General features: G+C 62.7%; 14 protein-coding genes. 7 read left to right on the forward strand and 7 right to left on the reverse strand.

All coding sequences use genetic code 11. From position 1 onward, the window contains the following. Window positions 1-29: 29 nt before the first annotated feature. Complete coding sequence (locus BC363_RS26220; protein ID WP_065780194.1) at window positions 30-845, forward strand: DUF2189 domain-containing protein; 816 nt, start codon at window positions 30-32, stop codon at window positions 843-845. Between the two features lie 58 nt (window positions 846-903). On the opposite strand, the gene BC363_RS26225 is transcribed toward BC363_RS26220, so the two are convergent. The 7 genes from BC363_RS26225 to BC363_RS26255 all read right to left on the reverse strand — a co-directional run bounded on the left by BC363_RS26225 (window position 904) and on the right by BC363_RS26255 (window position 7,039). After that, window positions 904-1,209 (reverse strand): PilZ domain-containing protein, encoded by a 306-nt coding sequence (locus tag BC363_RS26225; protein ID WP_053247501.1) that lies wholly within the window; start codon window positions 1,207-1,209, stop codon window positions 904-906. Window positions 1,210-1,541: 332 nt separating this feature from the next. Beyond that, window positions 1,542-2,843 carry an adenylosuccinate lyase gene (gene purB / locus BC363_RS26230; RefSeq protein WP_065780196.1) on the reverse strand — a complete coding sequence of 434 codons (1,302 nt, stop codon included), beginning with the start codon at window positions 2,841-2,843 and terminating at the stop codon, window positions 1,542-1,544. A gap of 63 nt (window positions 2,844-2,906) precedes the next feature. Further along, window positions 2,907-3,461 carry a hypothetical protein gene (locus BC363_RS26235; protein WP_065780370.1) on the reverse strand — a complete coding sequence of 185 codons (555 nt, stop codon included), beginning with the start codon at window positions 3,459-3,461 and terminating at the stop codon, window positions 2,907-2,909. Continuing rightward, a complete protein-coding gene (locus BC363_RS26240; RefSeq protein ID WP_244519951.1) occupies window positions 3,458-4,150 on the reverse strand; it encodes a DUF2259 domain-containing protein in 693 nt (230 codons plus the stop codon). The genes BC363_RS26235 and BC363_RS26240 overlap by 4 nt, the downstream gene beginning before the upstream one ends. Window positions 4,151-4,197: 47 nt before the next feature. Further along, window positions 4,198-4,872, reverse strand: coding sequence for a ribulose-phosphate 3-epimerase (gene rpe, locus BC363_RS26245; protein WP_065780201.1), 675 nt, complete (start codon window positions 4,870-4,872; stop codon window positions 4,198-4,200). A gap of 74 nt (window positions 4,873-4,946) precedes the next feature. Continuing rightward, window positions 4,947-5,951 carry a P1 family peptidase gene (locus BC363_RS26250; protein ID WP_141690436.1) on the reverse strand — a complete coding sequence of 335 codons (1,005 nt, stop codon included), beginning with the start codon at window positions 5,949-5,951 and terminating at the stop codon, window positions 4,947-4,949. Then, complete coding sequence (locus tag BC363_RS26255) at window positions 5,951-7,039, reverse strand: branched-chain amino acid ABC transporter substrate-binding protein (RefSeq protein WP_065780205.1); 1,089 nt, start codon at window positions 7,037-7,039, stop codon at window positions 5,951-5,953. Before BC363_RS26255 ends, BC363_RS26250 begins: the two co-directional genes overlap by 1 nt. Window positions 7,040-7,378: 339 nt before the next feature. On the opposite strand from BC363_RS26255, the gene BC363_RS26260 reads away from it, so the two are divergent. From BC363_RS26260 to BC363_RS26285, 6 genes are all read left to right on the forward strand, one after another. Further along, window positions 7,379-7,828 carry a flavin reductase family protein gene (locus BC363_RS26260; protein WP_139109964.1) on the forward strand — a complete coding sequence of 150 codons (450 nt, stop codon included), beginning with the start codon at window positions 7,379-7,381 and terminating at the stop codon, window positions 7,826-7,828. 122 nt (window positions 7,829-7,950) lie between these two features. Beyond that, window positions 7,951-8,877 carry a MoxR family ATPase gene (locus BC363_RS26265; RefSeq protein ID WP_065780209.1) on the forward strand — a complete coding sequence of 309 codons (927 nt, stop codon included), beginning with the start codon at window positions 7,951-7,953 and terminating at the stop codon, window positions 8,875-8,877. Window positions 8,878-8,879: 2 nt separating this feature from the next. After that, window positions 8,880-10,166, forward strand: coding sequence for a VWA domain-containing protein (locus BC363_RS26270; RefSeq protein WP_202618620.1), 1,287 nt, complete (start codon window positions 8,880-8,882; stop codon window positions 10,164-10,166). Between the two features lie 5 nt (window positions 10,167-10,171). Then, entirely contained in the window at window positions 10,172-10,504 is a 333-nt protein-coding gene (locus tag BC363_RS26275; RefSeq protein ID WP_065780211.1) for an XdhC family protein, read from the forward strand. Between the two features lie 3 nt (window positions 10,505-10,507). Then, window positions 10,508-11,215: an XdhC family protein gene (locus tag BC363_RS26280; protein WP_065780213.1), complete on the forward strand. Its 708-nt coding sequence runs from the start codon at window positions 10,508-10,510 to the stop codon at window positions 11,213-11,215. Then, complete coding sequence (locus BC363_RS26285; RefSeq protein WP_065780215.1) at window positions 11,212-12,828, forward strand: NTP transferase domain-containing protein; 1,617 nt, start codon at window positions 11,212-11,214, stop codon at window positions 12,826-12,828. Before BC363_RS26280 ends, BC363_RS26285 begins: the two co-directional genes overlap by 4 nt.

Below are 12,828 nucleotides of genomic sequence, written 5' to 3' on the forward strand. Positions count from 1 at the left end.
CGCTCTGTAGTGGTTGAGGAGTGTGAGCCATGACAACATTCCATGTTCTGTCGGGATCGGACGCGAGTGCCGCCCATCCCGGAATACGAAAGATCGGCCTGGCTGACGTGATGGACGCGTTACGCCTCGGGTTCAGCGACTTTCGCGAAAAGCCGTCTCACTATGTTTTTCTCTGCTTGATCTATCCCATCGCCGGCGCCGTCCTGATGACCTGGAGTGCAGGCGCCAACATGCTGCCGCTGCTTTATCCGCTCGCATCGGGCTTTGCCCTTGTCGGACCGGTTGCGGCCATCGGGCTTTATGAAATCAGCAGGCGTCGCGAACTCGGCATGGATACGTCCTGGCCTCACGCCTTCCGACTGCATCGTTCTCGGGCGCTGCCCTCCATCCTGGCCGTCGCGGCGATGCTGTTCTTCATCTTCATCGCCTGGCTGCTGGTGGCACAGGCTCTCTATGTCAGGATGTTCGGCGCCGAACCGCCGGCATCGATTGCCGCCTTCTGGAATGGCATCGTCAACACGGAACAGGGCTGGAACCTGATCCTGGTCGGCAATGCCGTAGGGTTCGTTTTCGCCGTCATCGTGCTGTCGATCAGCGTGGTGTCGTTCCCGTTGCTGATCGATCGTGACGTCGGCGCCGTGGCCGCGGTCGAAACGTCGATCCGCGCAACACTCGTCAATCCGATACCGGTCGCCTTCTGGGGATTTATCATTGCCGCTGGCCTGCTGATCGGCTCTATCCCGGTCTTCGTTGGTCTCGCCGTGATCATGCCTATCCTCGGTCACGCGACGTGGCATATGTATCGCAAGATGATCGAGCCGGATCCACGCAGCCGCAGGCGATAACGACAAAACGGCCAGCCTTCGCGAGGCTGGCCGCTTCTTCTTGCGATGATCGCTCGAACTACTTGAAATACTTGTAGTAGGACGAAATCTGGGCAGCGGTGTTGGACGAAAGATTGAGCTTGATGCCGATCTTGTCACCGCGATACCAGCGCACCATTCCGGTCAGAAATCCGAGTTCTTCGCTGCGGATCGTTACTTCCTGTCCGGTGCGGGCGTTGATGTCGAAATAAAGCTGAAAGCAGATGCCTTCAGCGGAAAGATCCGTGACGATACCGTTGCTCGCGCCCGTCTTGCAGGTGACCGTCCCGGTAATCTTCGTCTGCGTGCGCGCAGCCGTGCGCTGAACACTGTCCTTGTAGGCCATGTGAACCCTCGATCTGAATTGCTCAGGATCGACCATCTCACGCAATGATTGAATTCCTTGCTAACAAAAATGCCCGCATTTGATCAGACTGCGTCAAATGCGGGCATTATGGCGCATTACAACAGAAACGTGCTTCGTTCTGGCACGAACCGGGCGGCTATCGCGCCCGGCTTTTATTTCTTGGGCATGTCGTCACCGCAAAACCGCCGCACACGTTTGTGCGAAATGCTTACAGCGCCGCGCGTCTTTTAAGACGCGCCAAGGTCGCTGTAACACTTTGAATTGCTGCATAATTTTTCCCTTAAATCGATTCCGATTTAAGGAATTATGCATTAGCCAAAGACCCGGCTGAAGATCGTGTCGACGCGTTTGGTGTGGTAACCCAGATCGAACTTTTCGCGGATGTCAGCTTCCGACAGGGCCGCGCGAACCTCGGCATCGGCAAGCAACTCCTCCAGGAAGTCCTTGCCCTGTTCCCAGACCTTCATCGCGTTGCGCTGGACGAGGCGATAGGCATCCTCACGCGACACGCCGGCCTGCGTCAATGCGAGCAGGACGCGCTGCGAGTGAACGAGACCGCGGAACTTGTTCATGTTCTTGGTCATGTTGTCGGGATAGACGAGCAGCTTGTCGATCACGCCGGTCAAGCGGGCCAGCGCGAAGTCGAGCGTTACCGTCGCATCCGGGCCGATCATGCGCTCGACCGAGGAATGCGAGATATCGCGCTCGTGCCAGAGCGCGACGTTTTCCATCGCAGGAATGGCGAAAGCGCGGACCATGCGGGCAAGACCCGTGAGGTTTTCCGTCAGCACCGGATTGCGCTTGTGCGGCATGGCCGACGAGCCCTTCTGGCCCGGCGAGAAGTATTCCTCAGCTTCGAGGACTTCCGTGCGCTGCAGGTGGCGGATTTCGGTGGCCAGGCGCTCGATCGACGAGGCGACGACGCCAAGGGTGGCGAAATACATCGCGTGGCGGTCGCGCGGGATCACCTGGGTGGAGACCGGCTCTGGCTTCAGCCCAAGCGCCTTGGCGACGTGTTCCTCGACGCGCGGGTCGATATTGGCGAAGGTGCCGACGGCGCCGGAGATAGCGCAGGTCGCAACTTCTTCGCGGGCTGCGATAAGACGCTGCTTGCAGCGATCGAACTCGGCATAGGCCAGCGCCAGCTTGACGCCGAAGGTCGTCGGTTCGGCGTGGATGCCGTGCGAGCGGCCGATCGTCACCGTATCCTTGTGTTCGAAGGCGCGACGCTTCAGCGCTTCCAGCAGCTTGTCCATATCGGCAAGCAGAAGGTCGGTTGCCCGTACCAGCTGCACGTTGAAGCAGGTGTCGAGCACGTCGGAGGACGTCATGCCCTGGTGGATGAAGCGGCTGTCGGGGCCGACGAACTCTGCCAGATGCGTCAGGAACGCAATGACGTCGTGCTTGGTGACGGCTTCGATTTCGTCGATACGATCGACGTCGAACGTGGCGGCGCCACCCTTTTCCCAGATCGTCTTTGCGGCATCTTTCGGGATCACGCCGATTTCGGCCAGCGCATCGCAGGCATGGGCCTCGATCTCGAACCAGATGCGGAACTTGGTTTCCGGCGACCAGATGGCCACCATTTCCGGTCGGGAATAACGGGGGATCATGGGCTCTCAGCTTTCGTCATCAGTGGAGGATGGCTGTGCCTCTAGCAAAGATGCCCGGCAAGCTCAACGTTGTTGACGGCCCTCAGCCCCCGCAAGCCACAGGCTGACGGCCAGAAGTGCCACGCCGCCGACCGGAAGATAGAGCCGAATGCCCAGCACCAGGAACTGGTAGAAGGCGACAAGCGAGGTAAAGGCGAACTGGTAGAACCAGGCCCGGGTGCCGGTATCGGCGTGCCAGCGGGCGTAAAACAAGCGATAATCGAGCGCAAACAGCATGGCCGTCACGGCGATCGTGCCGAGCGACAGGCACAAGAGATAGGCCGCAAACCGGGTTTCGGCAGGACGGCCAAGCGTGGCGAAACGCGCCAGGAACAGTGCAGGCGGCCAGGCCAGCATGGCACCGAGACCATACATCACGAGCAATTCCGCCAGATGGAAGGTTAGGGTGCTCTCGCGAAACCAGAGCGCAAACCAGGCGGAAGCGGCCGTCACCAGCCCCCAGGCCGGCGCGCCCAACACAAGTTCAGGCGCGGACGGGAACGCCCGTACGAATCGCGAGCGCTTCAGGGCGGGCGCGGAAGCATAAGCTGATTTCGCCCCGGCGCCCGTTTCATTCATCTTGCGATCCGGGTCGGAACCGCAATCCATCGTCCGTCGGTCGTGCCCTCGAAGCCGAGCGATTTGACCAGCACCATCACGACATGGGTTTGCGTGCCATCGTCGTTCATGTGCGTCACTGCGCCGCCGATGCGATAACCGGTCGGGCAACGGCGGCTTTCCGGCACACGAGCGTCGTCCTGCAGCACGTCACTTGCCGGCTTGCCGGCCTTCATCGTCATCGACAGGCGGAAGCCTTTGACCTCTTTCAGGAAATCTTTGCACAGCCCTTCCGGCTCGAAGCTTTTTTCCTCGAGTGTCAGGCCGTAGGTCTCACGGAAGGCATCGTCTGCGGCAAAGGCATCGTAGGTAAGGGCCAGCGGCGCTGCATTGGCTTCGGTAATCGGATTGTAGGCAGCGAGCAGTCCCGGCGCATCGGCAAGCCTGTAGGCATCGATCAAGGGCGCGGCGCGGCGATGCGCCTCGTGTCTCGTCCGGTGCAGCGGAGCGCCATCCTCGCGACCGACTGCGCGCACCGGCGCGCCCGGCAGAAAGGTGTCGTTGCGCGTATCGACGACGTAGATCGTAGAATACGGGAAACCCGAGCCGTCCTGGACGCCATACTCCTCGAACGCAAAAACATTGCCGTCGGAGGAAAAGCCGATCGGCTGGAATGCAGCATAGTCACCGGCCGATGCCTGTGACGCCATAAGCGCAGCCACCCCGAGAAGCAGCCCTGACGTCGCCAGGTGCGCCATTAGCGGGCCTTTTCGGCGGGGGTGCGGATCGCCTGGATGGCAGAGCGATAGGCATCGACCGAACCACCCTTGAAGATTGCCGAACCGGCGACGAGCACATTTGCGCCGGCGCCGGCCGCAATCGCTGCCGTTTCAGGGGCGATGCCGCCGTCGACTTCGATCTCGATTGGCCGATCGCCGATCATCGCCTTGATCCGGCGGATCTTTTCCGCCGTCGCGTCGATGAATTTCTGGCCGCCGAAACCCGGGTTGACCGTCATCACCAGTACCAAGTCCACGGTGTCGAGCACATATTCGATGGCGCTTTCGGGCGTTGCCGGATTGAGCGAAACGCCGGCCTTCTTGCCGAGCGACCTGACGGTCTGCAGCGAACGGTGAAGGTGCGGCCCGGCTTCAGCGTGAACCGTCAGGATATCGCAACCGGCCTTGGCAAAGGCTTCAAGGAACCCGTCGGCGGGCGAGATCATCAGGTGGCAATCAAAGGTCGCCTCGGTATAGCGGCGCAACGACTTGATCACGTCGGGCCCAAACGTGATGTTCGGCACGAAATGCCCGTCCATGACATCGAGATGGATCCAATCCGCGCCGGCATCCACGACGTCGCGGACTTCCTGTCCGAGCTTCGAAAAATCGGCCGCCAGGATCGACGGTGCAATGCGAATGGGATGGGTCATGAGAGGCTCCGGCTGTTTCCCGCGCAATAGCACTCCGCAGCCGCGCAAACAACATGCGCGCTGCTAATCGTGGTTCAACCGCGGCTGGACCAGCACGGGACGGGATCGTTTTCGGCGGGTGTTGCGTCATGGACGCCGCGGGCGATCGCGCGCGCCATCGTCGCCGCGGCGGCTGCGCCGAGATCGAGGAAATCCGCGAGCTCCAATGTTCTGCCGCTTGCGCCGGTGGCAAGCGCGAAGATGAGGTCACCGTCAAGCGGCGTGTGCGCCGGCCATAGGGCCCGCGAGAAGCCATCATGCGCCGCGATTGCCAGGCGCTTGGCCTCGGCCTTGGTCAACACCGCATCCGTCGCGATCACCGCGATCGTGGTGTTGGCGGCTGCCGACAGGTTGGCAGCCAGTTTCGTGCGGATATCGGATGCGTCCGCCGGCAGGGGATGGGGCAGGCCAAGCCCACCGAACTCTTCCTGCTTCTCGAAGGGAGCGGCCCAGAAATGCCGGGTGCCGCCGACGGTCGCCGAGCCGAGTGCGTTGACGGCTACGAGCGCGCCGACGGTGATCCCGTTCGGCAGCACGATCGAGGCGGAGCCAAGGCCACCCTTGAAGGTCGCCGTCAAGGCGCCGGTGCCGGCGCCTGCCGAGCCCGTCGAAAAGCTCAGATCCGCTTTGCGCACAGCCTCGTAGCCAAGTTCGCGGTAGGGGGGGAACTGCCCCCAGTCCTTGTCGCCACCGTTGATCAGGTCGAACAGGATTGCAGCCGGCACGATCGGCACGCGGTGTGGCCCGATGGCAAAGCCGCGTCCCATCTCCTTGAGTGCTGCCTGCGCACCGGATGCAGCGTCCAGGCCAAAGGCCGAACCGCCGGACAGGATGATGGCATCGACGGTCTGCACGGTGTTGTGCGGTTCGAGCAAATCCGTTTCGCGCGCGCCGGGAGCACCGCCGAGCACCTGGACGGCGGCCGTTGCCGGCGGATCGCAGACGATTGCGGTCACGCCCGATTTCAAGCGATGGTCTTCGGCATTGCCGACGGAAAGGCCAGCGACATCGGTGATCAGGTTATATGGCCCAGGTACCATCATTGCGCTCCGGCGGCGTCGGCAACGGGGACGAAGCGGCCCGCCTGCCATTGCATCAATCGATAGGGGTTGCCGGCGCGCTCGTGCCCCGAGTTGAAAGCGATCGGGCCGAGGATCGTCTGGTAGGGGGCCTTGAGCAGCACCTCCGTCAGCGGCTTTTCGTCCTTTTCAGCTTGATCCCTGGCCTGCTCCAGAACAGACATGGCGCCGAATGCCTGGAGCACATAACCTTCGGGCTCGATGCCGGCTGACCGCATGGCGTCGGCGACAGGCTTGCCCTCAGGAGACTGCGCCGCATCGGGCAACGTCAGCGCCAGAACACCGTCGGCCAGCGGTACGGTCACGTCGGCTGCGTTCAGCGTGTCGCCGCCGAGCAAGGTCAGGCTTGCGCCTTCCTCCTGCGCATCGCGCGCGATCACGGCGGTATCCTGTCGGTCGCCGCCGGTGAAGACGTGCGTGGCGCCGCTCTTGACGAGCCGTCGTACGAGATTGATCTGCTGCTCCTGGGCGGGGCGATAGGTGTCGGTAAAGACTGGTGTCAGTCCGATTTCGCCGAGCGCTGCGCGCACGCTCTCGACCAGTTCGCGGCTATGGATCGTGCCGTCGTCGATCAAGGCGATCGGCTTGTCCTTCCAACGCGCGGTAATGGCAGCAACGATGCCGGCCGATTCGGCCTTGCCGCTCGGGGCGAGGCGAAACAGCGGCCAGTTCTTCTTGAGCACGTCTTCCATCAGGATGTCAGAACGCACGCTCAGCGTCACCGCTGGTATATTGGCCTCGGCGAGCGCTGGCAGCGTCGCGGTGAGGCTCTCGGTGCAGAGGAAGCCGATGGCCGCCTCGGCGCCGGCCGCCAGAAGCGCCTTGGTCAGAGCTTCGGCACTAGCCGCGTCGCATGTTTCGGGGATGACGACGATTTCGCTGCCGCGATCGGCTGCCTGGAAGGTGGCGCCATCGATGATCTGCTTGCCGAGCAGGGCGAACGGCCCTTCAACGGGAGCAACAACAGCGACCTTGACGCCGGCAGCGGCGGCAGGTGCAGCTTGCGCCATTCCCGCTACGATGAGGCTCAAAACGATCGAACGAAGCATGCAATTCCCCGATACTGCATAATTCCCAAGGTCGGAATGGTTTCAAGGAGAGATTATGCAGCGAGTCTAAAAATGCTACCGCATTCCTTGGCGTGATCTCAATCATCCGCGGCGCTGTAGTGGCCGCATGTTTTAAGGATGTGGCCACCGGCGTCAAAGGAAAAGATGCAGGTGGAAACGACGGCCATCCGATCCGCGCCATGACCATGTCGCGGATCTGCAAGATTCTCCGGCCGGCGGGTTTCATATTTTCCGCCAGCGGCTATATGTGCCTGACATCGCCTGGAGAGAGATGTGTTGGAGAGAACCCGACTGGACCCGATAAGTTATCGCGACGCGATGAGCCGCCTGGCCGGCCACGTGCAGCTCATCACCGCTGCCGATGGCGGCGAGCGACGCGGAGTCACGGTCACCGCCTCCTGCTCGGTTTCCGACAGCCCTCCAACCGTTCTCGTCTGCCTGAACGCTGCAAACCCGCGCAATGACATCTTCGTGCGGGGAGGCAGCTTTGCGCTGAACCTGCTCGGCGACGAGCATCGTGCGCTCGCCCACGCCTTTTCCGGTCGTGACCAGCTCGACATGGATCGCCGCTTCGCGCTCGGCCAATGGACGCAGCTGACGACCGGTTCGCCGATCCTCGTTGATGCAACCGCCGCTTTCGATTGCCGGCTGATCGAGGTCAAGACCATCGCGACCCATATCGTGCTGTTCGGCGAGGTCGTGGATGTCTCGCTCGGTCCGTCGCGCCCGCCGCTCATTTATGTAGACCGCGGATACCACTCGCTGTAGGTTTTCAAGACGGGCGATCCGTTCTCGCTGAGAACGTGAGAAAATGCCTGCAAGCAGCTGATATAAGACGTTTATATCAGATATCATGACGAATGACTGAAACTGGCCGTGGCGGAGGATGCATGGCGCCGGCGACAGGTGAATTGCCCCAATCCATCGATGAAACGATGGCGATGCTGGAGGCACAGGATTATCTCGCCGGCACGGCGCTTGCGACGGTGCTGTTTCTCGCGCTCCGGATGAAACGCCCGCTCTTTCTCGAAGGCGAGGCCGGTGTCGGCAAGACCGAGGTCGCCAAGGTGCTCGCCCGTGCCCTCGATCGGCCTTTGATCCGCCTGCAGTGCTACGAGGGGCTCGACGTCGCGTCTGCCGTTTACGAGTGGAACTATCCCGCGCAGATGCTGGAGATCCGGCTGTCGGAAGCGGCCGGCACGGTGGACCGACGCAGGGTCGAAAGCGACATCTTCTCGGAACGATTTCTCATTCGACGCCCGGTGCTTCAGGCCATTTCGGCTGAGAGCGGACGGGCACCGGTGTTCCTGATCGACGAACTCGACCGCACCGACGAAGCCTTCGAGGCGTTTCTGCTCGAGGTCCTGTCGGATTTCCAGGTGACCATTCCGGAACTGGGCACCATCCGCGCTGCCGAACCGCCGATTGTCATCATCACCACCAACCGCACGCGCGAGATCCACGATGCCTTGAAGCGGCGTTGCCTCTACCATTGGGTCGACTACCCCAAGGCGGCGCAGGAACTCGAAATCATCCGCCGCAAGGTTCCGGGCTGCAACACAGCCCTGTCGCGCGAAATCATCGCCTATGTGCAGCGGCTCCGCACGATCGATCTTTTCAAGAACCCGGGTGTTGCCGAGACGATCGACTGGGCGACGGCCCTGACCGAGCTCGACCGGCTCGCACTCGACCCCGAGACGATCGCCGATACGCTGGGCACTCTCCTAAAATACCAGGACGACATCGCCAGGATCGACGGAGCCGAGGGGCGCAAGCTGCTCGCCGAGGTCAAGGCCGAATTGCTGACGGCAGGTTGACGATGGAGCCGGGAGAACATCCGCCTGATGGTGCCATTCTCCCGCCGATGCCGCCCGGCGACGGAAAGCTGGCCGACAACATCGTGTTCTTTGCCCGCGCCTTGCGACGCGCCGGGATGAAGGTCGGCCCCGGAGCGATAGCCGACGCCATCGGCGCGGTCACCCTGATCGGCATCGGCACGCGCGACGAGTTCTACGCGGCACTTCAGTGCATCTTCGTCAAGCGCCACGAAGACCAGGCAGTCTTTGACGAGGCCTTTCGTCTGTTCTGGCGTTCGCGCGGCCTCGTCGAGAAGATGATCGCGATGATGTCTCCGCTCGCGCCGGAACGCGGGAGCGAGCGCCAGCGCCGACGGGCCGGCGAGACGCGGGTCAGCGATGCGCTGATGTCTGGCCACGACGATGCCCGGCCGCCGCGCGACGAACCCGAGATCGAGGTCGACGCACGCTATACCGTCTCGGGCAGGGAGCTTTTCCGCAAGGCCGATTTCGCCCAGATGACGGCTGCTGAAATCACTGAGGCGAGGCGGGCGCTGTCGTCGCTGGTGCTGCCGCTCGACCGGGTGAGGACCCGCCGCTACCGCGCCTCTGCGCGGCAGATCCGGATCGATCCGCGCGCGACGATGCGCGACGCCATGCGCTTCGGCGGTGAATTGATCTTGCCACGCTTTCGCGAGCGGCGTCTCGTCCATCCGCCGTTGGTCGTGCTTGCGGATATTTCCGGGTCGATGAGCCAATACACCCGCATCTTCCTGCATTTTCTCCACGCCCTGAGCGAAAAGCGCCAGCGCGTTCACACCTTCCTCTTCGGCACGCGGCTGACGAATGTTTCGCGGCCGATGCGAAACCGCGACCCTGATGTCGCGCTCGACGAATGCATCTCCGCGGTCAAGGACTGGTCCGGAGGCACGCGCATCGGCGAAACCCTGCATGAGTTCAACCGACGCTGGTCACGACGCGTGCTGGGGCAGGGTGCCATCGTCCTTTTGATCACCGATGGCCTCGAGCGCGACGATACGGCAGAGCTGGAGCAGGAAATCGACCGCCTGCACCGCTCATGCCGCCGGCTGATCTGGCTCAATCCGCTCTTGCGGTTCGACGGCTTCGAGGCGCGCGCCCGCGGCGTCAAAGCGATGCTTCCGCATGTTGACGAATTCCGGGCCGTGCACAATCTTGAGTCCGTGGGCGAGCTGGTCAAATCGCTGTCGGGTCAACGGTCTGGGGCGGCCGACCCTCGACGGTTCATGAACGAGCATCGCGTAATGCTGGGAGGCCGCGCTGGGAGGTAGGTAACATGCAGGCATCAACCGACATCCTCGATCCACTCGCCATCGCCGAAGCCTGGGTCGGCGAAGGGCGCCGGGTGGCGATTGCAACGGTGATCGAAACCTGGGGATCTGCGCCGCGGCCGGTCGGCAGCCACCTGGTGATCGACGGTGCCGGCAATTTCGAAGGTTCCGTTTCCGGCGGATGCGTCGAGGGCGCAGTCATCAGCGAAGCGGCCGATATTCTTGATACGGGAAAGCCGAGAATTCTTGAATTCGGCGTTGCCGACGAGACGGCATGGCGCGTCGGACTTTCCTGTGGCGGCCGGATCCGGGTGCTTGTCGAGCGGATTGATGGCTGAACCATGGATATCACAACCCTTCAGGCATTAAATGCGGCGCGCGCTGATAGACGAGCGGCTGTCGCCTTCACCGATCTTGAGACCGGCCAGAGCCATCTTTGCGTCGAAGGCGAACGCTGTCCGGACGAATGGGTTGACGCGATGGCATCTGCACTTCGCTCCGGTAAGGCCGGAATAATCGTCGCGGCTGAGCGGTCCTTCTTTCTCAATGTCTACCTGCCACCGCCGCGTATCCTCATTGTCGGCGCCGTCCATATCTCCCAGGCGCTTGCGCGCATGGCGCCCATCGCAGGCTTCGACCTCACCGTCGTCGATCCGCGCACTGCCTTCGCGACCGCCGAACGCTTTGCCGGCGTCGAGTTGATAGCGGAGTGGCCGGAGGACGTTCTGAAGGTCAGGCCGTTCGATCGGTTTACGGCCATGGTCGCAGTCACACACGATCCGAAGATCGATGACGAACCGATCCGGGCGGCACTTGCCAGCGGCTGTTTCTATGTCGGGGCGCTTGGCAGCAGAAAGACCCATGCAAGCCGCGTCGAACGACTGCGGCGCCTCGGACTGACCGATGACGCGATCGCGCGGGTCAAGGCGCCTATCGGGCTCGACATCGGCGCAGCGAGCCCAGCGGAGATCGCGGTTGCGATCCTCGCCGAAATCATCGAAGCGCTGCGGCGTCGGGATATCATGCACGGCAGCGAGGAGCGTCTATGAAATTTGGCGCCGTCAAGCTTTCAGCGGCCGAAGGCGTCTTGCTCGCGCATGCCGTCAAGGCCGGCGATCTGCGATTGCCGAAGGGGCACGTGCTGACCTCAGCCGATATCGCGGCACTTGCGCAGGCAGGGATCGCCGAGATTATCGTCGCCCAACCGGATCGGGGCGATCTGCTCGAGAATGAAGCGGCGGCCCGGATCGCCGCGGCGATCGCGCCTGACCATCTGCGGTTCTCGGCAGCGGCAACCGGCCGCGTGAACATCTATTCGCGGGTACACGGACTGTTCGTCGCCACCCGCGAAACCGTCGACAAGCTGAACCGCATCGACCCGGCCATCACGCTCGCCTGCCTTGCAGACCATGTGTCGGTCCAACCCGGCGACATGGTGGCAACCATCAAGATCATACCTCTTGCATTGGCAGGTTCACTCGTCGAGCAGGCCGAAACGCTGTTGCGTACTCATACTGCCTTCGAGGTCAAACCCTTCGCCGCACGCAACGCGGCACTGATAGCAACCGAGTTGCCATCATTGAAGCGCCAAGTCATGGACAAGACCCATGCGGTGCTGGCCGCGCGCCTGCGGCAATCCGCAAGCCAACTGACGACCGAGCGGCGCGTCGCCCATATGGAAGACGCCGTGGCTGCGGCCATCGACGATTTGAAGGCCGACCACGACCTCATCGTCGTCTTTGGTGCCTCGGCGGTTGCCGATTCGGACGATGTCATTCCGGCCGCCATCCGTCGTGCTGGCGGCACTGTCGATCATGTCGGCATGCCGGTCGATCCCGGCAATCTCATCGTGCTCGGCCGCGTCGGTAAGGTGCCGGTAATCGGAGCACCGGGCTGTGCGCGCAGCTCGCGCGAAAACGGCTTCGACTGGGTGCTCGACCGCATTCTCGCCGGCGAATGGCCAAGCCCGCATGACATTACGGGGCTCGGCGTCGGCGGCCTCTTGAAAGAGATACCAACCCGTCCGCAGCCGCGCGAACCTGCTGCGCCGAAGGCCTTGCGGCCGGTTGAAACCGTTGTGCTGGCCGCTGGCCGTGCCAGTCGCATGGGCCCTGAAGGCGGCCATAAGCTGCTGGCGACCTTCGATGGCGTGCCGCTCATCCGCCGCACCGTCGTCAGCGCGCTTGCAGCCGATATCGGCCGGGTGATCGTCGTCACCGGTCACAGGGAGGTGGAGATCCGCGCGGCACTGGGTGGCCTGACGGTGACGCTCGTCTCCAACCCCGATTATCTCTCCGGCATGGCGTCCTCGTTGACATCAGGGCTTGCTGCACTCGATCAGGGGGCGAGCGGCATGCTGGTGATGCTGGCCGACATGCCGGGGATAACGGCGGGCGACCTGCGCCGGCTCGTCGATACGTTTGCGGCAGAAGGCGGAAGCGCAGTGATCCGGGCCACGGCCGGTGGACAGCGCGGCAACCCGGTTATCCTGCCGCGGCAGACATTTGCCGCCATCGGCCGACTGGTTGGCGATGTTGGAGCTAGGCACATCGTCGAGGGATGTGGATTGCCGGTGATCGACGTCGAGCTGGGCGCCGCTGCGCGTCTTGACCTCGACACGCCGGAGCAGATCATCGCTGCCGGCGGAATTTTGGAGGAGTGA

Source organism: Ensifer sp. LC384 (assembly GCF_001695865.1).
Lineage (GTDB): Bacteria > Pseudomonadota > Alphaproteobacteria > Rhizobiales > Rhizobiaceae > Ensifer.

Coding starts and splice junctions, on each gene's coding strand:
- BC363_RS26220 (WP_065780194.1), top strand. CDS start 30: ATGACAACATTCCATGTTCTGTCGGGATCGGACGCGAGTGCCGCCCAT.
- BC363_RS26225 (WP_053247501.1), bottom strand. CDS start 1,209: ATGGCCTACAAGGACAGTGTTCAGCGCACGGCTGCGCGCACGCAGACG.
- purB (WP_065780196.1), bottom strand. CDS start 2,843: ATGATCCCCCGTTATTCCCGACCGGAAATGGTGGCCATCTGGTCGCCG.
- BC363_RS26235 (WP_065780370.1), bottom strand. CDS start 3,461: ATGAATGAAACGGGCGCCGGGGCGAAATCAGCTTATGCTTCCGCGCCC.
- BC363_RS26240 (WP_244519951.1), bottom strand. CDS start 4,150: ATGGCGTCACAGGCATCGGCCGGTGACTATGCTGCATTCCAGCCGATC.
- rpe (WP_065780201.1), bottom strand. CDS start 4,872: ATGACCCATCCCATTCGCATTGCACCGTCGATCCTGGCGGCCGATTTT.
- BC363_RS26250 (WP_141690436.1), bottom strand. CDS start 5,951: ATGGTACCTGGGCCATATAACCTGATCACCGATGTCGCTGGCCTTTCC.
- BC363_RS26255 (WP_065780205.1), bottom strand. CDS start 7,039: ATGCTTCGTTCGATCGTTTTGAGCCTCATCGTAGCGGGAATGGCGCAA.
- BC363_RS26260 (WP_139109964.1), top strand. CDS start 7,379: ATGAGCCGCCTGGCCGGCCACGTGCAGCTCATCACCGCTGCCGATGGC.
- BC363_RS26265 (WP_065780209.1), top strand. CDS start 7,951: ATGGCGCCGGCGACAGGTGAATTGCCCCAATCCATCGATGAAACGATG.
- BC363_RS26270 (WP_202618620.1), top strand. CDS start 8,880: ATGGAGCCGGGAGAACATCCGCCTGATGGTGCCATTCTCCCGCCGATG.
- BC363_RS26275 (WP_065780211.1), top strand. CDS start 10,172: ATGCAGGCATCAACCGACATCCTCGATCCACTCGCCATCGCCGAAGCC.
- BC363_RS26280 (WP_065780213.1), top strand. CDS start 10,508: ATGGATATCACAACCCTTCAGGCATTAAATGCGGCGCGCGCTGATAGA.
- BC363_RS26285 (WP_065780215.1), top strand. CDS start 11,212: ATGAAATTTGGCGCCGTCAAGCTTTCAGCGGCCGAAGGCGTCTTGCTC.